The organism is Actinacidiphila paucisporea, from assembly GCF_900142575.1.
Taxonomy (GTDB): Bacteria; Actinomycetota; Actinomycetes; order Streptomycetales; family Streptomycetaceae; genus Actinacidiphila; species Actinacidiphila paucisporea.
The window spans coordinates 284,239-305,072 of record NZ_FRBI01000005.1 but is presented as its reverse complement, the minus strand read 5'-3'; the positions used below and the strand labels follow the sequence as shown (position 1 = coordinate 305,072).

Below are 20,834 nucleotides of genomic sequence, written 5' to 3'. Positions count from 1 at the left end.
GTCAGGACGCCTTCAGCAGCGCGTCGTCACGCCACTTCAGCACCTTGTCGAAGGACACGACCGTGCCGTGCCCCGGCCGGTCGTGGAAGCGCACATGGTCCACCAGCGCCTCGATCAGGAAGAGTCCGCGCCCGTGCTCGGCATACTGGCCCCGGTGGGTCAGCGGCCGGGCCGGGTGCAGGACCCAGTCGGGTTTTCTGTCGAATTCGGACGTTCGGTCGAACTCGGAAGTGCGGTCGCGGGATGAACCCGGCCCGGAGTCGGCGACCTCGATCCGGCAGCAGTCACCGTCGATCAGGGCGGTGACGCAGTAACCGGTCGCCGATCCGGCGTGTTCCACGGCGTTAGCGCACGCCTCGGACAGGGCCACCGAGAGATCGAAGGAGATGTCGGGGTCGACCCCGGCGGTCTCCATGGTCCCCAGCAGAAGTCTCCGGGCGAGCGGGACGCTCGCAGCCTCGCGCCGCAAATGGAGGGACCACCAGATGCTCATGCTCCAGCCTCCTGGCTGCGGCTCGACATACGGATACGTATTGCCGCGAAGAGCACTTCGTAAGCGTGGGGTTGACGTGATCCCGCTCATTCGGCGGATGCGTGCGCCCGGCGTACGGGTGTAAGGAATCAGCCGGACACACCACCGCGAGCCGGACACCCCCCTGTTCCGTGCCCGTGCCCGCGGTGAGAAGATGACGGCCGCCATGGCTTCCCCCGCCACCGCCGCGCGCGCAGGCGCCGGCATGAGACTGCTGCGGGCCGCGGTGTTCACCGCGGTCTGCGTCGTGCTGGCCGCAGCCGGGCACACACTGGCCTCGGGCACCGCGGTGCCGGTGTGGTCGCTGGTGCTCGGATGGGTGGCGGTCTTCGCCGTCGTCGCACCGCTGGCGGGCCGTGAGCGGACGCTGCCGGGCATCGCCGCCGTCCTCGCGGCGGGCCAGCTCGCCCTGCACACGGTCTTCGGTGCGGGTCAGATGTGCGCCACGCAGTCACTCACTCCTTCGAGTGACCACGGTGGCGGCCTGTTGTCGATCGCCGCCCGGCTGGTGTGCGGCAGCCCGGGACCGCGGCTCACCGCCCAGTCGGCCCGGCAGACCCTCATCAACGCGGGCATCGACCCGAACGGCCCGCTGTCGATGCCGGACATGCCCGGCATGGCACCCCGGGCCGGCGGCGGCACGCACCTCGCGATGTCGTCCCTGCCGATGTGCTCGCTGCCGATGGTGCTCGGCCACCTGCTGGCCGCCGTGGTGGCGGGCTGGCTGCTGCGCCGGGGCGAGGCCGCGCTGTGGCGGCTGACCCGGCTGTCCGTACGGGGCGCGGCGGGGCTTGCCGTGCTCAGCCCAGCGGTCCTCTGCCGGGCCCACGCGCTGCTCTCCGCCCTCGCCGCCGCGGTGCTCGCGGTCCGGCCCCGCGGCGTACGGCGTACGGGTGACGCGGAAGGCCCCGGCTACCGCACGGTTCTGCTGCGGCACTCCCTGGCCCGGCGCGGGCCACCGGTGGCGCCGGCGGCCTGACGCGGCGTCCGCTCCTCCCCTTCACCGGGGTGAGTCGGCGACGGTCGCGCGGGTCGCTCCTGCCGCGACCGGCACAGGAGTGCACTGTGTGGCGTACCCGCTTGTCCGTACGGAATCCCGTGGCCCATTGCCGCGGCGAAGACCACCGCATACGGACGCGTGTCCCACGACCGCACCCTTGTGCAGGCGGCGCGGCCCGCATCATGCCACCGTCCGCACCTCTCACCGTGGAGAACCCCTGCCATGACCAGTTCACGCACGTCACGCCTGCGCAGCCGCGCCGCCGCCGTCGCGGCGCTCGCCGGTGCCACCGTCCTGCTGGCCGCCGTACCGGCCTTCGCCCATGTCACCGTGCAGCCGAACACCGCCGCCAAGGGCGGCTACACCACGGTCGCCTTCAAGGTGCCCAACGAGCAGGACAGCGCGTCGACCGTCAAGATCGAGGTCAGCCTGCCGACCGACCACCCGATCGCGTCGGTGTCGCTGCAGCCGGTTCCCGGCTGGACCGCGCAGGTGACGACGTCGAAGCTGGCCACCCCGCTGAAGACCGACGACGGCACCGTCGACCAGGCCGTCACGAAGATCACCTGGACCGGCGGGAAGATCGAGCCGGGACAATTCCAGCAGTTCCCCGTCTCGTTCGGGCCGCTGCCCTCCGACGCCGACGCGCTGTCGTTCAAGACGCTGCAGACGTACAGCAACGGCGAGGTCGTGCGCTGGATCGAGATCCCCCAGGCCGGGCAGGCCGAGCCGCAGAATCCCGCGCCGACCCTGAAGCTGACCGCCGCCGCTGACGACGGCGCGGCCACCGCCACCGCCACGGGCACTCCCGCGCCGGCCCCCGCCTCGGACAGCAAGGGCACCGCGCAGGCCTCCTCGGGCGGCAGCGACAGCGACGGCACCGCGCGCGCCCTCGGCGTCGCCGGGATCGTCATCGGCGCGGCAGGCGTCGGCTTCGGTGTCTTCGCCGGGCGGCGCCGCACCGCCGCGCAGGGCGGCACGGACGGCGGCAGCGCCGCCTGACGCCACGGGGCCCGCACCGGGCCTTCACGCCGGGCGGCCGCGGTCCGCACGACCGCGCTCCGCGGCCGCCCGGCCCCCTCTCATCGCACTTTGAGGACTACCTTCATGCGTACCACCATCAAGGCCGGCGCCATCGCGGTCGCCGCAGCCTGCGCCCTCCTGCTGACCGGCTGCGGCAGCTCCTCGGGCGGCTCCGACGGAACCTCTGCCGCCGGCACCCTGGCGGAGGTGAACGGGGGCAGCGACCAGCCGGGCACGCTGCTCGACACGCCCTTCACCAAGCCGCAGCTCCGGCTCACCGACAACCACGGCAAGCCGTTCGACCTGGTCAAGCAGACCGCCGGCCATCCCACGCTGCTCTTCTTCGGCTACACCCACTGCCCCGACGTCTGCCCGACCACCATGAGCGACCTGGCACTGGCCAAGGCCAAGCTGCCCAAGGCCGACCAGGACAAGCTGCGGGTCGTCTTCGTCAGCTCCGACCCCGAGCGCGACACCCCCGCCCGGCTGACCGAGTGGCTCGGCGCGATGGACAAGAGCTTCATCGGCCTGACCGGCGACTTCACCGCCATCCAGACCGCGGCCAGGTCGGTGGGCGTCGGCATCGAGGCGCCGGTCAGGGAGAAGGACGGCAGCATCACCGTCACCCATGGCGCCGAGGTACTGGCCTTCTGGCCGAAGGACGACAAGGCGCACGTGCTGTACATGTCCGGGACCACGGCCGAGCAGTTCGCCCACGACCTGCCGAAGATCATCAGGAGTGAGGCGCCGTGAGGCGCCGGCGTGCACTGCTGGGCGCACTGGGCGGCGCCCTTGCCGTGGCCGCGGCGAGCGGCGCCGCCGCGGGACTCGCCGGGCACGGCTCGGGCGCCGGCTCCGGGAGCCCGGCCAGGTTGGCGGTGAGCGGGGGATACATACCGCGTCCCTTGCTGACCGACGAAGCCGCCGCATATGTGACGGTTACCAACAGCGGCGATACGGACGCACAATTGACGTCGGTGACCACGCCGCTGGCCGCTCATGTCACCCTGCACACGACAACCGGCACCACCATGCGCCAGGTGACCGCGCTGACCGTGCCGGCGGGCGGCCGGCTCACCCTCGGCACCGGCGGCGACCACCTGATGCTGGAAACCCTCACCCACATGCCCTTGGTGGGCGAGCGGATCACCCTACGGCTCCACTTCACCCACGCCACGCCCGCCACGGTCACGATCACCGTGCCCGTGCGGCCGACGACGTATCACCCGAGGGGCTGAGCGAAGGATGAACAGACGGCTGTACGTGCCGGCGCGCGAGCGGGCGTCCGCGGCAATGTCCGCACGGGTCGGTGGCACGCGCGGGCAGAGGCGTGGTCCCTTGCGCAGGCTGGCGGCGGTCGTGGCGGCCTGCTGCGCGCTGTTCGCGGTGCTGCTGGCCACGGCGGCACCCGCGTCCGCGCACGCGGCGCTGATCCGTACCGACCCGGCGGACGGCTCCGTGGTGCAGACCGCGCCGCAGCAGGTGGTGCTCACCTTCTCCGAGGGCGTGCTGCTGTCCGCCGACTCGCTGCGAGTGCTCGACCCGGCCGGTGCGAACGTGGCAACGGGCGTGCCCGGCCACGCCGCGGGCAAGGACTCCGGGTCCACCGCGACGGTCGCGCTGCGCACCGGGCTCGGCAACGGCACGTACACCGTCGCCTGGAAGGCCGTCTCCCAGGACAGCCACCCGGTCGCCGGCGCCTTCACCTTCTCGGTCGGCGCACCCTCGCGGACCACCGTCGACCTGTCGGACCAGGCCGCGCTCGGCGGCGGCGCCGCGAGCACCCTCTACGGCGTCGCCCGCTACTTCGCCTACGGCGGCTTCGCGCTGCTCGTCGGCGGCTGCGTCTTCCTGTCCGTGTGCTGGCCCCGTGGCGCCCTGCTGCGACCTCTCCAGCGGCTCGTCGCCGGCGGCTGGGCCACCCTCGTCGCGGCGACCATCGCGCTGATCATGCTGCGCGGCCCCTACGTCAACGGCAGCGGGCTCGGCGACGCCTTCGACCTGAGCGTGATGCGTACCCAACTGGAGACCCGGCCGGGCGCCGCCCTGGTCTCCCGGCTGCTGCTGCTCGCCGCCGCGGCGGTCTTCCTCGCCGTGCTCTTCGGCAGCTACGCCAAACGGGACGACCCGGAGGAACGCGCGGACCTGGCGTGGGGCCTGGGGATCGGCGGCACCGTCGTCGCCGTCGGCATCGCCGCGACCTGGGCCATGGCCGAGCACGCCTCGGTCGGCATCCAGCGCAGGCTGGCGATGCCGATCGACGTGGTCCATCTGCTGTCCATGGCGGTCTGGCTCGGCGGCCTCATCACCCTGCTGACCGCGCTCAGCGCGCCGTCCAGCGCCGGCACGGTCGAACGCGCCGCCGTACGCCGCTTCTCCGCCATCGCCCTGACCGCGGTCACCACGCTGGTCTGCACCGGCACCTACCAGGCATGGCGGCAGATCGGCACCTGGCGCGCCTTCACCGACACCTCCTACGGCCGACTGCTGCTGATCAAGATCGGGCTGGTGTGCACGCTGGTCTGCATCGCCTGGTTCTCGCGCAAATGGACGCAGTCCATCGGCGAGCCCGCGGCCATGGCCGCGGGCTCGGCCGGGAAGGTCGGCCGGCAGACGACCCGTCAGACCGTCAGGGCAGCCGCCGGCGGATCGGACGCGGCCGACGGAACGGGCACGCAGGAACCGGGCGAGGACAGCGCGGGCGAACCGGGCACCGCCGAGGATTCCGAGTCGGCCCCGGGAGCCGGAGCGACCACCGGTACGGGGGCGCCCTCCGGCGTGGCGGCGTCCTCCGGTACTGACCGCGCCGCGGTCGATCCGCGGCGGATGGCACAGTTGCGCAGGCAGCAGGCCGCCCGCACGGCCGCGCGGGAGAAGAAGGTCAGGGACTCCGACCCCGCCAGGGTCGCCCTGCGCCGTTCGGTGCTGGCCGAGGTCGGCGTCGCCGTGGTCCTGCTCACCATCACCACGATGCTGACCGGCAGCCAGCCGGGCCGGGCCGCGGAGGAGCAGAAGGCGCTGGCGTCCGCTCCCGCCGCCCCAGGCGCGTCCGCCCCGGCGACCGGCGCGTCGCAGGACGCCGACCTGCGCATCCCCTTCGACACCGGTGGCCCCGATGGCAAGGGCACCGCGGACCTGATCCTGTCGCCGGCGCGGGCGGGCACCGCTGCCTCGGTGCACCTGGAGTTGACCGACGCGGCCGGGCTGCCGGTCAAGGCGCCGGAAGTGCGGCTGGCCTTCACCCTTCCGGCCCAGCACCTCGGCCCGCTCCCCGCCAAGGTCAGCGCCTTCGGCGCCGGACACTGGATCGCGTCGAACGTGACGCTGCCGCTGGCCGGCAACTGGCAGGTGGCGTTGACCGTCCGCACCTCCGACATCGACGAGGTGACGGTGACAAGGAACGTGCAGATCACATCGTGAGCGAGCAGCGGGTATGAGCAAGGCAGCAAGGATCGCGGGGCGCAGGGGCGGCTCGGCAATGGACGGCCGGGAAGCGGGCGACGCGGCAATGGGCGACGCCGTGGGAATGGGCGACGTCATGGGAAGGGACGGCGTGGGAAAGGACGGCGCCGTCCCGGCTCGGCAAGAGTCCGCGCCGATCAGCCGGCGGCGGCTGCTCGGCACCGCGGGTGCTGCGGGTGCTGCGGGGGCTGCCGGCCTGATCGCCGGCGGCGCCGCCGGAGCAGGTGTGGCGGCGGCGGTGGACGCGGAGCCGACCGCGCTGGCCACGGTCGGCTCGGCGCACATCCCCTTCGAGGGCGCCCGGCAGGCGGGCATCGTGCAGCCCGCGCAGGCACGCGGCCACCTGGTGGCCTTCGACCTCGTGGCGGGAGCCGACCGCAAGGCCGCGGCCGGCCTGATGCGGCGCTGGTCCGACGCGGTGCGCACGATGACGGCGGCGGACCGGCCGGCGGCGCCCGCGGCGTATGACGACCAGGTCGCGTACGACGCCGGTCCCTCCTCCCTGACGGTCACCTTCGGCTTCGGCCGCAGCTTCTTCGGGCGGACCGGCCTCGGCGCCGCGCTGCCGGAGGCGCTGGCACCGCTGCCGGACTTCCCGGGTGACCGGCTGGACGCCGGCCGCAGCAACGGCGACCTGTGGGTGCAGGTCGGCGCGGACGACGCCCTGGTCGCCTTCCACGCGCTGCGGGTGCTGCAGAAGGTGGCCCGCGACACGGCGTCGCTGCGCTGGCAGATGAGCGGCTTCAACCGCACACCGGGCGCGACCCCGCACCCGATGACCGGCCGCAACCTGATGGGGCAGATCGACGGCACGAACAATCCCAAGCCCGCCGACCCCGACTTCGAGCGGCGGATCTTCGTACCGGCGAAAGGGTCGCCCGAGTGGATGGCGGGCGGGTCCTATGCGGTGGTGCGCCGGATCCGGATGCTGCTCGACGACTGGGACCACCTGCCAGTGGCACGCCAGGAGAAGGTGATCGGGCGGCGCAAGTCCGACGGGGCGCCGCTGTCGGGCGGCACCGAATTCACCCCTGTCGACCTGGGCAAGGTCCACGCGGACGGCTCGCTCGCCATCGCGGGCGACGCGCACATCCGGGTCGCGGCCGCCGCGTCCAACGAAGGCGCCGCGATGCTGCGGCGGGCCTTCTCGTACCACGACGGCATCGGCGCCGACGGCACCCCGGACGCCGGGCTGCTCTTCGTGGCCTGGCAGGCCGACCCGCTGAAGGGCTTCGTGCCGGTGCAGCGCAAGCTCGACGGCGGCGACGGCCTGTCCCGCTTCCTGCGCCACGAGTCGAGCGGCCTGTTCGCGGTCCCGGGCGGGGCGGGTAAGGGGGAGTACGTGGGCCAGAGGTTGCTGGAGGGCTGACGCGCGAGTTCCCGGAGTGGTCGGCCGAGGAACGAGGCCGCCCGCGCAGGGAACGAGAAGGAAGACCGACCCACAACGCGTCGAGGGCAGACGCGCGAGTTCCCGGAGTGGTCGGCCGAGGAACGAGGCCGCCCGCGCAGGGAACGAGAGGGTGGAGGGAAGGGGGCGGCCCGTCGTGACCCGTACGGCGTAGGTGTGCGGGCCGTTAGGCTGACCGCATGTCCGCAGCGAGCCGCTATACGTATCTCGGTCCCGAAGGAACCTTCACGGAGGCCGCGCTGCGTTCGCTGCCGGAGGCCGCGACCCGTGAGCTGGTGCCGTCGGTGTCGGTGCCCGCCGCGCTGGACGCGGTGCGCGGAGGCGAGGCGGGCGGCGCGCTGGTGCCGATCGAGAACTCGGTGGAGGGCGGCATCACCGCCACCCTGGACGAGCTGGCCTTCGGCGAGCCGCTGATGATCTACCGCGAGGTGCTGCTGCCGATCGCGTTCGCCCTGCTCGTACGCCCCGGCACGGACCTGGCCGCGGTCAAGACGGTGACCGGGCACCCGGCAGCGCAGATCCAGGTGCGGCAGTGGCTGGCCGAGCACCTGCCCGACGCGGTGTGGGAGTCGGCGGCGTCCAATGCGGACGGTGCCAGGCTGGTGCAGGAGGGCCGTTTCGACGGCGCCTTCGCGGGGGAATTCGCGGCGCCGACGTACGGCCTGGAGGCGCTTGCCACCGAGATCCACGACGCCCAGAACGCGACGACGCGCTTCGTGCTGGTCGGCCGCCCGGCGCGGCTCGCGGCGCCGACCGGGGCCGACAAGACCTCCGCGGTCTTCTGGCTGCGCGACGACCACCCCGGCGCGCTGCTCGAACTGCTGCAGGAGTTCGCGATCCGCGGCGTCAACCTGATGCGCATCGAGTCCCGGCCGACCGGCCAGGGTCTCGGGCAGTACTGCTTCTCCGTGGACGCCGAGGGCCATCTGACCGACCGGCGGGTCGGCGAGGCGCTGATGGGTCTGCGGCGGCGGTGTCTGAACGTACGCTTCCTCGGCTCGTACCCGCGCGCCGACGAGGTGGCGGGGGCGGTGGCCCGCGGCACCGGGGACGCGGAGTTCACCGACGCCTCGGACTGGCTGAACCGGGCTCTCGACGGGCGCGGCTGAGAGCGGGCGGGCGAGCTGAGGCCCGACCGGAGAGGCGTTCTGCAGGTTCTGCACAGCTACTGACGAGTTATCCACAGGCAGGTTCCGCGACCTGTGGGTAACTGGGGACAAGTCGACAGGGGAAGCCGACCTAGTCGACAAATTGGTACACAGCCACCAGGACGTCACAGAGCGACGCAGGACACGCCTCGTCACCCCAATTCGTCCAACCCACTCGTCCGAGGGAGTATTTCTCACTCGAAAGTGAGTGTGGAGCGGGTTTTGACGGGGAATCCATGGCCGAACATCCGACCCCCGGAATGATCTCGCTCCTCCTCCACAGACCTTCCCCACACCCTGTGGACAAGTTGTGGAGATTCCGGGCCTCCCTGTGGATAACTCGGCCCGCAGGCGATGATCAACTCCAGTTCTCCACAAGTGCGATGCCTCGCGCGAGCGACGTACGCAATAGGGTTGACGAGCTATTTTTCCGCCCACTACAAGGATTTATCCGGCTTTTGGAGTGAAGCGCTCATAACGGTCATAAAGTCCCTAACTTGTCGCGTGCGGTGGCCTCGCCCCGGTAGCCTGTAGCCGTGATCGACCTTCGCCTGCTTCGTGAGGACCCCGACCGTGTGCGCGCTTCGCAGCGCGCCCGTGGAGAGGACGTCGCGCTCGTCGACTCCCTGCTCTCCGCCGACGAGCGGCGCAGGGCTTCCGGGACCCGATTCGACGAGTTGCGCTCCGAGCAGAAGCGGCTGGGCAAGCTGATCCCCAAGGCCCAGGGCGACGAGAAGGCCGAGCTGCTGCGCCGGGCCGGCGAGCTGTCGGCCGCGGTCAAGGCCGCCGACGCCGAGCAGCACCAGGCGGCCGAGGAGGCCCAGCGGCTGCTGCTGGAACTGGGCAATCTCGTCCACCCCGACGCCCCGATCGGCGGCGAGGAGGACTTCGTCGTCCTCGAGCAGCACGGCGCTCCCCGCGACTTCGCCGCCGAGGGCTTCACCCCCCGCGACCACCTGGAGCTGGGCGAAATGCTCGGCGCCATCGACACCGAGCGCGGCGCCAAAGTGTCGGGTTCGCGCTTCTACTACCTCACCGGCGTCGGCGCCCTGCTGGAGCTGGCCCTGGTCAACGCGGCGATCGCGCAGGCCACCGCGGCCGGCTTCACCCCGATGCTGACGCCGAACCTGGTCAAGCCCGCCGCCATGGCCGGCACCGGCTACCTGGGCCAGGTCGAGGATGACGTCTACCACCTCGACAAGGACGACCTCTATCTGGTCGGCACCTCCGAGGTCCCGCTGGCCGCGTACCACATGGACGAGATCATCGACGCGTCCCGGCTGCCGCTGCGCTATGCCGGCTTCTCGTCCTGCTACCGGCGCGAGGCCGGCTCGTACGGCAAGGACACCCGCGGCATCTTCCGGGTGCACCAGTTCGACAAGGTGGAGATGTTCGTCTTCACCGCTCCCGAGGAGGCCGAGGCCGAGCACCAGCGGCTGCTGGCCTGGGAGAAGCAGTGGCTGGCCGCGCTCGAACTGCCCTTCCAGGTGATCGAGCTGGCGTCCGGCGACCTGGGCTCCTCGGCGTCACGCAAGTTCGACTGCGAGGCCTGGATCCCGACCCAGGGCAAATACCGCGAGCTGACGTCCACCTCGAACACCCTGGAGTTCCAGGCCAGGCGGCTCGGGGTGCGGATGCGGGACAACGACGGCACCCGGCCGCTGGCCACGCTCAACGGCACTCTGTGCGCGGTGACGCGGACGATCGTGGCGATCCTGGAGAATCACCAGCTGCCGGACGGCTCGGTGCGGGTCCCCGAGGTGCTGCGACCGTATCTGGGCGGCCGCGACGTGCTCGAGCCAGTCGCCTCCGCCACCGCCGCCTTCTCCGCCGTCACCAAGTGAGCGGCGCCGCAGCCGGGCCCGAATCGTCCTCGCCCGCGGCGCCCGAACCCGGCGCACTGCCCTACCGCCTGATCGCCACCGACCTGGACGGGACGCTGCTGCGCAGCGACGCCACCGTCTCGCAGGGCTCGCGTGACGTGCTCGCCGCGGTCGCCGCGAAGGGGGCCGCGCACATCATCGTCACCGGCCGCTCGGTGCCGTGGACCCGTCATGTGCTGGACGACCTGGGCTACGACGGCCTCGCCGTCTGCGGGCAGGGCGCGCAGGTCTACGACGCGGCGGCGGGGCGGCTGCTGACCTCGGTCACGCTCGACCGGCAGATCGCCGCCCTGTCGCTGGCCAAGATCGAGGCCGAGGTCGGGCCGCTGGCGGTCGCCGCCAGCCGGGACGGGCTCGTGGGCGACGTGCTGATCGGCCCGGGCTACGTCTACAACCCGGAGCTGCCGGTCATACACATCACCGGCACCGACGAGCTGTGGGCGGAGCCGATCAACAAGCTCTACATACAGCACCCGGAATTGTCCGACGACGAGCTGACCCTGGTGGCCCGGGACGTGGCCGGCGACCTGGTCAGCGCCACCATGGCGGGTGCGGGCATCGTGGAGCTGCTGCCGCTCGGGCTCACCAAGGCGACCGGCCTGTCGCTGGCCGCGCGGCGGCTCGGCGTGACGGCGGCCGAGACCATCGCCTTCGGTGACATGCCCAACGACCTGCCGATGTTCGCCTGGGCCGGCTACGGCGTGGCCATGGCCAATGCGCACCCGGAGCTGAAGCAGGTCGCCGACGAGGTGACCGCGTCGAACGACGAGGACGGCATCGTGCCGGTCCTCACCCGGCTTTTCGGCCCGTTCTGACCTCTCCTGCCTCTGCAGCCCCTCCGTTCTTTCCGCCGCCGGTCCGTGATCCTTCGGGGCGGCACTGGGTGGCGGGTGTGACCGGTGTGACCGCGTGGCAGCACAGGCCGATCAGTGCTGCGGTCAGATGGCCGAGATCGGTGTAGGTGGCGCGGGCATCGGTCAGCAGCGGGTAGGCGAAGAACCCCAGGATCGCGGCCAGATACGCCCAGCGCCACGGCCGCGCCACCCGGTAGGTGAGCACCCCGACGACGCCGGCCAGCCCGTAGCTCACCCCGATGTCCACGGCGTGCGCCAGCGAGTGCGGCAGCCGGTCGTCCCGTATCCCGAAGAAGACCGCCTTCTGGCTGAGCAGCGTCGCGCCGACGTGCGCGCTGGCCGCGGTGAACAGCCAGCGCCAGGTGCCCAGCCAGCGCTCTGCCGGCGCGTGCACCAGCTCGAACAGCACCGCGTAGAAGAGGAAGCCGGACGGCGTCTCGATCCAGAAGGCGCTGCCGATCAGTACGCGGATCGGGTGACGGTGCAGCTCGACCAGATTGGTGCTGAAGCGGTGCAGCAGATACGAGCGGACGTCGGACGGGGCGAGCGCCATGACCGTGCTGGTGACCGCCAGTATCGCCAGCCAGGTGTGGGTGCCCGGCGACGACCGCACCCACTGCGCGGCGAGACGCCGCACGTCGCGCGGGGTGACGCGGCGGAGCCGGTGCGCCGCGGCGCGGATCCGGGTGGATACGGTCCGCGCCGCCTGCGTGGTCTGCTGGGCCATTGCCCTCAGTCTTCACCGGGGTGCTGTGCGCTGCCCGCCGACGTGCCGTCCGCCCCCGTCCCGCCCGTCGTCACCTACGGCTCACCGGCGGCAGATGTCACTCGTCCCCGGCGAGCTTGAGGCTGCGCAGCTTGCGCCCGGCGAACCAGGTGGCCGCTGCCGTGACCGCGGCCAGCAGCACGATGCTCGTGGTCAGGCCGACGTTGGAGCTGACCACGTCGCCGTGGGCCAGCTTCTGCGCCACTGCCAGCGCCCACTGCTGGACGCTCAGCGTGCGTGCCCCCGGCACCACGTTGCCGACGACGCCTTCCCACACCAGGGCGTAGACCAGGCCGACCACCACCGCGTGCCGGGTGAGCACGCCGAGCAGCAGGAAGATCGCGGCGTAGGCGATGGACGCGACGGCGGCCCCGATGGCGAAGGCGACCGCGATGTTCTGCCCGTTGCCGTTGAGTATGTAGCCGGCCAGCAGGGTCGGAATGGCGGAGAAGGCCATGGTCACGCCTACAGCGACCAGCAGTTTGGTGAAGATGATCGTGCTGCGCCTGATCGGTTTGGCCAGCAGGTAGACGATCGCGCCGTCATCGATCTCCGGACCGATGGCGCCGGTGCCGGCGATGACACCGACCAGCGGCACCATCGCGCTGAGCGCGAAGCCCTGGAGCACGTCGTTGGCGGTGGTGTCGTCGGCGCCGGCCAGCGCGCGGACCGCGCTGACGATGACCAGCAGCAGCAGCGGGAGCAGGAACAGCAGCAGGGCGCGGCGGCGGCCGAGCAGCGCCCGGTAGGTGAGCCGGGCCACGGTCGGGTGGTAGAGCCTGGGGCCGGTGGCTTGGGGCTTCATGGCGCCGCGGCCGGCCGGGGCGGTGGTGACGGACATGTCGGTCGGCTCCTTACGCCGTGACCAGGTAGGAGAAGACGCTCTCCAGGGACTCGTCGGACGGCGAGACGGTGAAGAGCCGGATGCCGTGGTCGCGGGCGATCCGGGGCAGGAACTCGGTGAAGCCGGCGAAGTCGACGGCCTGGATGCGCAGGGCGTCCTCCCGCAGGTCCAGCTCGATCGCCGCGGTGGACGCGTGGGCGATCAGCGCGGACGCCAGCCGCCGGTCGTCGCTGGACCGGACGAGATAGCGGTGCGGGCGGTCGGTCATCAGGCGGCGGATCTTGCGGAAGTCGCCCGACGCGGCGTGCCGCCCGGCCACCACCACCTCGATGTGGTGGGCGAGCTGCTCGACCTCCTCCAGGATGTGCGAGGAGAACAGCACGGTGCGGCCCGCGGCGCCCATCCGCCGCAGCAGGTCCATCAGCTGCAGCCGCTGCCGGGGGTCCATGCCGTTGAAGGGCTCGTCGAGCAGTAGCACCGACGGCTCGTGGACCAGCGCGGACGCCATCTTCGCGCGCTGCCGCATGCCCTTGCTGTACGTCTCGATCCGCCGGTCCTGCGCGTATTCCATCTCGACCGTGGCCAGCGCCCGCTGGGCCGCGGCCTGCGGGTCGGGCAGGCCGTGCAGCTCGGCATTGGCGACGACGAACTCCCGCGCGGTCAGGAAGTCGTACATCGACTCGCGCTCGGGCACGATGCCGATCTGACGGTAGGCCTGCTCATTGCGCCAGATGGCCTCGCCGTCCAGCGTGACGCTGCCGTTGGAGGGCGCGAGGAAGCCGGCCATCATGTTGATCAGGGTGGACTTGCCCGCGCCGTTGGGGCCGAGCAGGCCGGTCACACCAGGTCCGATGGTCATGGTGATGTCGTTGACCGCCACCACATTGCCGAACCAGCGCGAGACGTTGTCGATGCTGATCGTGGTCACGACAGGCCCACCTTCCGGTAGCGGTTCATCAGCAGGCCGAAGGTGCCGGCGATGACCGCCAGGAGCACCAGCAGATAGAGCATGCCGATCCCGGCGTTCGCCGGTCCCGCCGCGTCCGGGAAGGCGGAGCGCGCACCGAGGAACCAGGTCTGGAAGCCGTCGATCAGGGTGATCGGCGAGAACAGCCCGAGCCAGCCGATGACGTGGTATTTCTCCTGGGAGTCGGCGACCCCCTGCACGGCGGAGACGGCCGCGTAGCTGATCACGAACAGGGCGATGACCGCCGCCACCCCGAACCCGCGGCGCGGTGTGATCGCGGCGATGACCAGGCCGATCCCGGCGAACAGCACTGAGAGCAGCAGGACGGACACCAGGCCCTTCGCAAACCCGGCGGTCTGGTGGGCGAAGCTCAACTTCGCCAGCAGCGCGCCGACGTAGAGGATGACAAGCGGTATCGCGGTCAGCAGGAAGAGCGCCACGGTGAGAGCGGCGTATTTGGCCGCCACGTAGTCGACCCGCTCGATGGGGCGGGAGAAATACAGCGGGGTGGTCTTGAAGCGCAGGTCGCGGCTGACCGACTGCGGGGCCTGGGCCGCGACGAAGAGAGTGATGACCGCCTGCAGCACGACCGCGTAGCGGGTGTACGCGACCGGCAGGTCGGGCCGATTCGCGAAGATCGTCACCGCGACCATGATCAGCGCGGGCGCGCACATCGCACCCAGCAGGATCATCGGCAGCACCTTCGACTTGGCGCTGCGGCCGAGCCCGTAGGCACCGCGCAGGCTCTGCGAGAACAGCGCCGTCCGGGCATAGCCGCGGCCCAGCCGGGGACCGGTGTAGTTGCGGTACCCGATGTTGTGGATGACATCGGGGGGTGAACCGGCAGCGGCGCCCGCGGCGGGGCCCGCGGGGCCGCCGGGGGCGGCGACGTCAGGCTGCGTCACGGCCGTCTCCTTCCTTGCTCGGGGCGTCTTCCCTGGTCGGGGTGGTGTCTTCGTCGATGAACAGCTCGGCTATCCGGTGCCTGCGCTGCTCCATCCGCACCAGGCCGACGCCGAGGCCCGCGACGGCGTCGCGCACCGTGTCGTAGGTGTCGTCGCCGGCGATGTCGACCAGCAGCAGGTGCCCGCTGGCCTGTGCGGTGAGTCCCGCGCCGGTCAGCAGGCCGAGCAGCTCACTCTCCCGGTCGGTGACCTCCACCGCGAGGGACGCGGTGGCCTGGGTGAAGTCGCTGGTGGAGGAGGCCCGCAGCAGCTTGCCGCCGTCGATGACGACGATCTGGTCGCTGGTGCGCTCCAGCTCGCCGAGCAGATGGGAGGTGACGAGCACCGAGATCCCGAAGTCGGTGTGCACCCGGCGGATCAGGCCCAGCATCTCGTCCCTGCCGGCGGGGTCGAGGCCGTTGGTCGGCTCGTCGAGCAGCACCAGCTTCGGGTCGTGGACCAGCGCCTGCGCCAGCTTGACCCGCTGCTTCATGCCCGTCGAGTAACCGCCCATCGGGCGGTACCGCTCCTCGTACAGGCCGACGTGCCGCAGGGTGTCCGCGGTGCGCTCGCGCGCGGCGGTCGGCGGCAGCCCGGACATCCTGGCCATGTGGACGACGAACTCGGTTGCCGACACGTCGGGCGGCAGGCAGTCGTGCTCGGGCATGTAGCCGACCAGGCTGCGGATCTGCTGACCCTCGGTGGCCACGTCGAGGCCGAGCACGGCGGCACGACCCTCGGTGGCCGGGGACAGCCCCAGCAGAATCTTGATCAGGGTCGACTTCCCGGCCCCGTTGGCCCCCACCAGCCCGGTCACACCGGGGGTGACGTCCACGGACAGCCGGTCAAGAGCGGTCACCCTCGGGTACCGCTTGCTCAGGCTTTCGGTAGCGATCACAGTCACAGGCTCGACCGTAGTGGCCCGCACCACAGTCTGACGTCAGTCCGGGGTGCTGGATCCATGTAGTCCTGGGGGCTGACCACCCGTAGGGGTCGCTACGACCACAGGCTGTCACCCTTCGGGGGCACAGAGTTTTCCACAGGGCGAGGACCGGGCCTTGACCGTGTCATCGAGCGATGTCACAGTCATCAATGTCAGCTTCTGCCGGTGTGGCCGGCGTGCGGGGAGGGGCGGTGAGCAGGATGGACGGATCGACGGGTGCGGACGAGCGGTTCGTGACCGGCGCCGACGGCGTCCGGCTGTGCGTGGCCGAATACGGTGACACGGCGCTGCCGACGGTGGTGCTGCTGCACGGCTATCCGGACAGCAAGGAGGTCTGGTCCGGCGTCGCGGCGCTGCTCGCCGACCGCTTCCATGTGGTCCTCTACGACGTGCGCGGGCACGGGCGCTCCGGCGTCCCGGAGCCGCTCAGGGGCGGCTTCACACTGGAGAAGCTGACCGAGGACTTCCTCGCGGTCGCCCACGCGGTCAGTCCGGACGGCCCCGTGCATCTGGTCGGCCACGACTGGGGCTCCGTGCAGGGCTGGGAATTCGCCACCGTGCCCGGCACGACGGGCCGGCTGGCGTCCTTCACCTCTGTCTCCGGACCGTCCCTCGACCACTTCGGCCACTGGATCAAGCGCCGGGTCCGCCGTCCCACCCCCCGCAGGGCCGCGCAGGTGCTCGGGCAGGGCGTCAAGTCCTGGTACGTCTACGCGCTGCACACCCCCGTGCTGCCCGAACTGGCCTGGCGCGGCGTGCTCGGCAAGCAGTGGCCCAGGCTGCTGGCCCGGGTGGAGAAACTACCCTCCGACGGCTACCCGACCGCCTCGCTGCCCCAGGACGCCGCGCACGGCGCCTGGCTCTACCGTGACAACGTGCGGCAGCGGCTCGGCCGTCCGCGGCCCGACGCGTACGCGCACGTACCGGTGCAGCTGATCACCCCGACCGGTGACGCCTTCCTGTCGGAGCGGCTCTACGACGACCTGGAGCACTGGGCACCCCGGCTGACCCGGCACACGCTGCCCGCCAAGCACTGGGTGCCGCGCTCCCGGCCGCAGCAACTGGCCCGCTGGATCACCGACTTCGTCACCGGGGTGGAGAACGCCGGCGGCGCAGGCGCCGGCGGCGGAGCAGTGGCTGGAACGGGCACAGGCGCGGGCGGCGTGCGGGCAGGGAAGCCGGGGAAGCTGCCGCCGTCCGCGCTGGGCAGGGTGCTTCCGGCGGCAAGGGAGCGGTTCGGCGGCCAGCTGGTGCTCGTCACCGGTGCGGCCAGCGGAATCGGCAGGGCCACCGCACTCGCCTTCGCCGAAGCGGGAGCCCGGATCGTGGCGGTGGACCGGGACGGCGAAGGCGCCGCGGACACCGCGGAGCTGGCCCGGCGGATCGGCGCGACCGCGGCGTCGCCCGAGACGGTGGACGTGTCCGACGGCGCGGCGATGGAAGCGCTCGCCGCCCGGACCCTCGACAGCCACGGCGTGCCCGACGTGGTCGTCAACAACGCGGGAATCGGCCTGGCGGGCTCCTTCCTCGACACCACGCCCGAGGACTGGAAGCAGGTCCTCGACGTCAACTTGTGGGGGGTCATCCACGGTTGCCGGCTCTACGGGCGCCAGCTGGTCGAGCGCGGGGAGGGTGGCCACATCATCAACACCGCCTCGGCTGCGGCCTTCCTGCCGTCCCGCGCGCTGCCCGCGTACAGCACGTCGAAGGCGGCGGTGCTGATGCTCAGCGAATGCCTGCGGGCCGAACTGGCCCCGCACGGCATCGGAGTGAGCGCGATATGCCCCGGCCTGGTGAACACCCCGATCACCGCCGGCGCCCGGCACGCCGGAGTCAGCGACGAGGAGCAGGCACGCCGCCGCGAGCGGAGCGCCCGTCTCTACCAGTTGCGCAACTACCCGCCGGAGAAGGTCGCCCGAGCGGTCGTCAGGGCGGTCATGCGGGACACCGCCGTCGTCCCGGTCACCGCCGAGGCCCGGGGCGCCCGTCTGCTGTCCCGGCTGTCGCCCGGCGTGCTGCGGGCGTTCGCCCGGGTCGATCCCCCGCTGTAACCGACCTCCCTACCCCGCCGTCCCACCCCACCCGAGCCCCACCCGAGCTGCAGGCAAGGAGGCCACGCCGTGAGTCACCCGATCAAGCCGCGCCGGGTCACGTTCGACTGGAAGCAGACCCCTCTGCACTGGATTCCGGGCGAGCCGACCGCGACGCACGTCATCAACGTGCTGCATCTGCTGCTTCCCGCGGGCGAGCGGTGGTTCGTGAAGGTGTTCAAGGAGGCGCTGCCGCTGGTCACCGACGAGCAGCTGCTCAAGGATGTCAAGGGCTTCATGGGCCAGGAGGCCACCCACAGCGTGCAGCACGCGTACGTGCTGGAGCACCTGGCCGAGCAGCGTCTCGACACCGCCGCCTACACCCGCCATGTGGAGTGGATGTTCGACGTGCTGCTCGGCGAGAAGCCGCCGTGGGGCGCGCCGATACCGCGGCGCGAGTGGCTGCGCTTCCGGCTGTCGCTGGTGGCGGCGATCGAGCACTTCACGGCGGTGCTCGGTGACTGGATCCTGGACGCCGAGGCGCTGGACGGCGCGGGCACCGACGAGGTCATGCTGGACCTGCTGCGCTGGCACGGCGCGGAGGAGGTCGAGCACCGGGCGGTGGCGTTCGACATGTACCAGCACACGGGCGGCCACGGCGCGGTGCGCTATCTGCGCCGGGTGGAGGGGATGGCACTGGCCTGGCCGGCGCTGTTCTACCTGTGGACGGTCGGCGCCCGGTATCTGCTGCGGCACGACCCGCACCTGATATGGGGCCGGTACCGCTTCAGGGACCACCGCGCCGCGGCCCGCCGCGGGCTGCTCCCCTCCTGGGCATCGCTCCACGCCGCCATGCCGCGCTATCTGCGCCGGTCGTACCATCCGTCGCAGGAGGGTTCGCTGAGCAAGGCGGTCGACTATCTGGCCGTCTCCCCCGCGGCCCGGGCCGCCGCCGGGCCGACCGGGCACGCGGCGGCCTCATGACGACCGAGGGATGAGAACGAGCACGTGGATACGAGCGAGTGAGGGCCTACAGGTGAGCACGCCCGCCGACGCCGGGCAGGGTGCGTACCGGATCGAGGACCTGTCCCGGCTCAGCGGGACCACGGTCCGCACCATCCGCGCGTACACCGACCGCGGGCTGCTGCCGAAACCGGAGCGGCTCGGCCGGGCCAATGTCTACGACGACACGCATCTGGACCGGCTGCGGCAGATCGCCGACCTGCTGGACCGCGGCTACACCCTGGCCAGCATCAAGGAGCTGCTGGCCGCCTGGGACGCGGGCACCGGCCTCGGCGGAGTGCTCGGCCTGGTCGACGAGGTGGACGGGCCGTGGTCCGACGAGCAGCCGATACGGATGGGCCTGCCGGAGCTGATCGCCGCCTTCGGCGGGGTGGCCGACCTGTCCGCGGTCGAGGAGGCGCTGCAGCTCGGGGTGCTCGAGTCGGTGCCGGGCACGGTCGACGAGTTCGAGGTGCCCAGCCCCCGTGAGCTGGCCGTCGCGGTGGAACTGCACGCCGCCGGTGTGCCGTTGGGTGCGATCACCGGCCATCTGCGGGAATTGCGCGGGCAGGTGGAGTACATCTCGGAGCGGTTCCTCGAATTCACCACCGAGTACGTCTTCCAGCGCTTCCTGCAACACCCGCCCAACGACGCCGAGGCGGCCGAGGCCGCCGCCCTGGTCCGCCGGTTGCGGCCGCTGGCCCAGCACACCGTCGACGCGGAACTGGCCCGCGCGATGCGGCTACGGGCGACCGAGCACGTACGCCGCCACCTCGGCGACGCCCTCCCGCCGACCGCCCGTCCGGCGGAGCCGGTGGATCCGGCCGAGTCGGCGGGGCCGGCCGAACCGCCCAGGCCGGCCCCGCGCGAGGTCCCGGTGCAGGTCCCGCTGCCGGCGGCCACCGTCGCCGCGGTCCGCTCGCTGGTCGGCCCGGCCGGCGTCCCGGCCTTCGTGGCCGCCGCAGCCGACCGCGAGGTCGCCGCCCGCCGCATGGACGCCCTCGCCTCCGGCGGCGGCTCGGACCCCGCGGCCCGGGACCACCGCCGGCACTGAGGCGCGGCCGCGCGCGGCGTTGGGTCCGGTCGCCCGGGGCAGACGGGCGGAATGGGAGACGTCATGGTCGGCACATGCTCGTGGACGGACAAGGCTCTGGTGTCCAGCGGCTGGTATCCGGCGGGCCACCGCGACGCGGAGGGCAGGCTGCGGCACTATGCATCGCAGTTCCCGGTGGTGGAAGTCGACGCGACGTATTACGGACTGCCCAGCGCCCGCAACAGCCTTCTGTGGGCTGACCGCACCCCCGAGGGCTTCCGGTTCAACGTCAAGGCGTTCTCCCTGCTCACCGGGCACCCGACGCGGCCGAGCGCGCTGCCCGTCGACCTGCGTCCCGCCCTGGCCGGGCGGCAGGGTCGGGCCGGTACCGATCCCGGTCTGCTCGACGAGGTGTGGGATCGGTTCAGCCAGGCACTCGAACCACTCCGCCGGGCCGGCCGCCTGGGAACTCTCGTCTTCCAGTTCCCGCGGCAGCTCGCGCCGGGCAGGCCGGCGGCAGCCTTCCTGCACCAGTGCCGTGAGCGTGCCGCGGGCTGGCCGGTGGCTGTGGAATTCCGGCATCCGGGCTGGTGGCGTGAGGACCACATCGCCGGGACGACCGCGCTGTTGACCGAGTTGGGGATGGCTGCCGTGGCGGTCGACATGGTGCAGACGCTCCCCACCTCCGTTCCGCCGGTCGCGCCTGTCACCTGCCCTGAACTCGCCGTGGTGCGTTTCCACGGTCGTAGCAGCGCCTGGGGGACGGGCAGCAAGGAGGACCGCTTCCGCCACTCCTACACCCCCGAGGAACTCTCCGAGTGGACGCCCCGCATCCGCTCGCTCGCGGAGCAGGCGCGCGAGGTGCACGTCCTGTTCAACAACTGCTGCGGCGATGCGGCCGTCCGCGCCGCGGAGTCGATGCGCCACCTCCTCGGCCTCCCCGCGACGGTCGCGGGCTGAGGCCACGGCCGGTGCGATGGCGGGCCTCCGCGAGG

Annotated in this window: 19 protein-coding genes; 13 read left to right on the top strand and 6 right to left on the bottom strand. The window is 71.9% G+C overall.

Going from position 1 to position 20,834, the window contains the following annotated elements; genetic code table 11:
- Position 1: 1 nt before the first annotated feature.
- Complete coding sequence (locus tag BUE44_RS11105; protein ID WP_073496686.1) at positions 2-493, bottom strand: ATP-binding protein; 492 nt, start codon at positions 491-493, stop codon at positions 2-4.
- 244 nt (positions 494-737) lie between these two features.
- Between BUE44_RS11105 and BUE44_RS11100 the strand changes: the two genes are divergently transcribed.
- The 9 genes from BUE44_RS11100 (at position 738) to BUE44_RS11060 (ending at position 11,271) form a co-directional block, all read left to right on the top strand.
- Complete coding sequence (locus BUE44_RS11100; RefSeq protein WP_235002033.1) at positions 738-1,511, top strand: hypothetical protein; 774 nt, start codon at positions 738-740, stop codon at positions 1,509-1,511.
- A gap of 243 nt (positions 1,512-1,754) precedes the next feature.
- On the top strand, positions 1,755-2,534 hold the full coding sequence (locus tag BUE44_RS11095) for a YcnI family protein (protein ID WP_073496684.1): 780 nt from the start codon (positions 1,755-1,757) through the stop codon (positions 2,532-2,534).
- 105 nt (positions 2,535-2,639) lie between these two features.
- Entirely contained in the window at positions 2,640-3,308 is a 669-nt protein-coding gene (locus tag BUE44_RS11090; RefSeq protein ID WP_073496682.1) for an SCO family protein, read from the top strand.
- Positions 3,305-3,793, top strand: a complete 489-nt coding sequence (locus BUE44_RS11085; RefSeq protein WP_073496680.1) for a copper chaperone PCu(A)C — start codon at positions 3,305-3,307, stop codon at positions 3,791-3,793. The genes BUE44_RS11090 and BUE44_RS11085 overlap by 4 nt, the downstream gene beginning before the upstream one ends.
- Before the next feature lie 55 nt (positions 3,794-3,848).
- Entirely contained in the window at positions 3,849-5,975 is a 2,127-nt protein-coding gene (locus tag BUE44_RS11080; protein ID WP_107415680.1) for a copper resistance CopC/CopD family protein, read from the top strand.
- 118 nt (positions 5,976-6,093) lie between these two features.
- Entirely contained in the window at positions 6,094-7,386 is a 1,293-nt protein-coding gene (gene efeB / locus BUE44_RS11075; protein WP_073496885.1) for an iron uptake transporter deferrochelatase/peroxidase subunit, read from the top strand.
- A 218-nt stretch (positions 7,387-7,604) separates the two neighbouring features.
- Complete coding sequence (pheA, locus tag BUE44_RS11070) at positions 7,605-8,534, top strand: prephenate dehydratase (RefSeq protein ID WP_073496676.1); 930 nt, start codon at positions 7,605-7,607, stop codon at positions 8,532-8,534.
- 575 nt (positions 8,535-9,109) lie between these two features.
- A complete protein-coding gene (serS, locus tag BUE44_RS11065; protein WP_073496674.1) occupies positions 9,110-10,417 on the top strand; it encodes a serine--tRNA ligase in 1,308 nt (435 codons plus the stop codon).
- Entirely contained in the window at positions 10,414-11,271 is an 858-nt protein-coding gene (locus tag BUE44_RS11060) for an HAD family hydrolase (RefSeq protein WP_079189658.1), read from the top strand. Before serS ends, BUE44_RS11060 begins: the two co-directional genes overlap by 4 nt.
- Here the strand turns inward: BUE44_RS11060 and BUE44_RS11055 are convergent.
- The 5 genes from BUE44_RS11055 to BUE44_RS11035 all read right to left on the bottom strand — a co-directional run bounded on the left by BUE44_RS11055 (position 11,246) and on the right by BUE44_RS11035 (position 15,762).
- The gene (locus BUE44_RS11055; RefSeq protein ID WP_235002032.1) at positions 11,246-12,037 is read right to left on the bottom strand and encodes a rhomboid-like protein; all 792 of its coding nucleotides are present in this window, start codon (positions 12,035-12,037) and stop codon (positions 11,246-11,248) included. The two genes, BUE44_RS11060 and BUE44_RS11055, sit on opposite strands and share 26 nt — an antisense overlap.
- Positions 12,038-12,134: 97 nt before the next feature.
- Positions 12,135-12,881, bottom strand: a complete 747-nt coding sequence (locus BUE44_RS11050; protein ID WP_073496879.1) for an ABC transporter permease subunit — start codon at positions 12,879-12,881, stop codon at positions 12,135-12,137.
- Between the two features lie 49 nt (positions 12,882-12,930).
- Complete coding sequence (locus tag BUE44_RS11045; RefSeq protein ID WP_073496673.1) at positions 12,931-13,848, bottom strand: ABC transporter ATP-binding protein; 918 nt, start codon at positions 13,846-13,848, stop codon at positions 12,931-12,933.
- Positions 13,845-14,711 carry an ABC-2 transporter permease gene (locus BUE44_RS11040; RefSeq protein WP_073496877.1) on the bottom strand — a complete coding sequence of 289 codons (867 nt, stop codon included), beginning with the start codon at positions 14,709-14,711 and terminating at the stop codon, positions 13,845-13,847. The genes BUE44_RS11045 and BUE44_RS11040 overlap by 4 nt, the downstream gene beginning before the upstream one ends.
- Positions 14,712-14,778: 67 nt before the next feature.
- A complete protein-coding gene (locus BUE44_RS11035) occupies positions 14,779-15,762 on the bottom strand; it encodes an ABC transporter ATP-binding protein (RefSeq protein ID WP_073496671.1) in 984 nt (327 codons plus the stop codon).
- A gap of 212 nt (positions 15,763-15,974) precedes the next feature.
- Between BUE44_RS11035 and BUE44_RS11030 the strand changes: the two genes are divergently transcribed.
- The 4 genes from BUE44_RS11030 (at position 15,975) to BUE44_RS11015 (ending at position 20,799) form a co-directional block, all read left to right on the top strand.
- Positions 15,975-17,825 (top strand): SDR family oxidoreductase, encoded by a 1,851-nt coding sequence (locus tag BUE44_RS11030; protein ID WP_073496669.1) that lies wholly within the window; start codon positions 15,975-15,977, stop codon positions 17,823-17,825.
- 69 nt (positions 17,826-17,894) lie between these two features.
- A complete protein-coding gene (locus BUE44_RS11025; RefSeq protein ID WP_073496667.1) occupies positions 17,895-18,788 on the top strand; it encodes a metal-dependent hydrolase in 894 nt (297 codons plus the stop codon).
- A 10-nt stretch (positions 18,789-18,798) separates the two neighbouring features.
- Positions 18,799-19,860 carry a MerR family transcriptional regulator gene (locus tag BUE44_RS11020; protein ID WP_073496665.1) on the top strand — a complete coding sequence of 354 codons (1,062 nt, stop codon included), beginning with the start codon at positions 18,799-18,801 and terminating at the stop codon, positions 19,858-19,860.
- A gap of 51 nt (positions 19,861-19,911) precedes the next feature.
- Positions 19,912-20,799 carry a DUF72 domain-containing protein gene (locus BUE44_RS11015; RefSeq protein WP_073496663.1) on the top strand — a complete coding sequence of 296 codons (888 nt, stop codon included), beginning with the start codon at positions 19,912-19,914 and terminating at the stop codon, positions 20,797-20,799.
- Positions 20,800-20,834: the final 35 nt, after the last annotated feature.

Coding starts and splice junctions, on each gene's coding strand:
- BUE44_RS11105 (WP_073496686.1), bottom strand. CDS start 493: ATGAGCATCTGGTGGTCCCTCCATTTGCGGCGCGAGGCTGCGAGCGTC.
- BUE44_RS11100 (WP_235002033.1), top strand. CDS start 738: ATGAGACTGCTGCGGGCCGCGGTGTTCACCGCGGTCTGCGTCGTGCTG.
- BUE44_RS11095 (WP_073496684.1), top strand. CDS start 1,755: ATGACCAGTTCACGCACGTCACGCCTGCGCAGCCGCGCCGCCGCCGTC.
- BUE44_RS11090 (WP_073496682.1), top strand. CDS start 2,640: ATGCGTACCACCATCAAGGCCGGCGCCATCGCGGTCGCCGCAGCCTGC.
- BUE44_RS11080 (WP_107415680.1), top strand. CDS start 3,849: ATGTCCGCACGGGTCGGTGGCACGCGCGGGCAGAGGCGTGGTCCCTTG.
- efeB (WP_073496885.1), top strand. CDS start 6,094: ATGGGAAGGGACGGCGTGGGAAAGGACGGCGCCGTCCCGGCTCGGCAA.
- pheA (WP_073496676.1), top strand. CDS start 7,605: ATGTCCGCAGCGAGCCGCTATACGTATCTCGGTCCCGAAGGAACCTTC.
- BUE44_RS11055 (WP_235002032.1), bottom strand. CDS start 12,037: ATGGCCCAGCAGACCACGCAGGCGGCGCGGACCGTATCCACCCGGATC.
- BUE44_RS11050 (WP_073496879.1), bottom strand. CDS start 12,881: ATGAAGCCCCAAGCCACCGGCCCCAGGCTCTACCACCCGACCGTGGCC.
- BUE44_RS11030 (WP_073496669.1), top strand. CDS start 15,975: ATGGACGGATCGACGGGTGCGGACGAGCGGTTCGTGACCGGCGCCGAC.
- BUE44_RS11020 (WP_073496665.1), top strand. CDS start 18,799: ATGAGAACGAGCACGTGGATACGAGCGAGTGAGGGCCTACAGGTGAGC.
- BUE44_RS11015 (WP_073496663.1), top strand. CDS start 19,912: ATGGGAGACGTCATGGTCGGCACATGCTCGTGGACGGACAAGGCTCTG.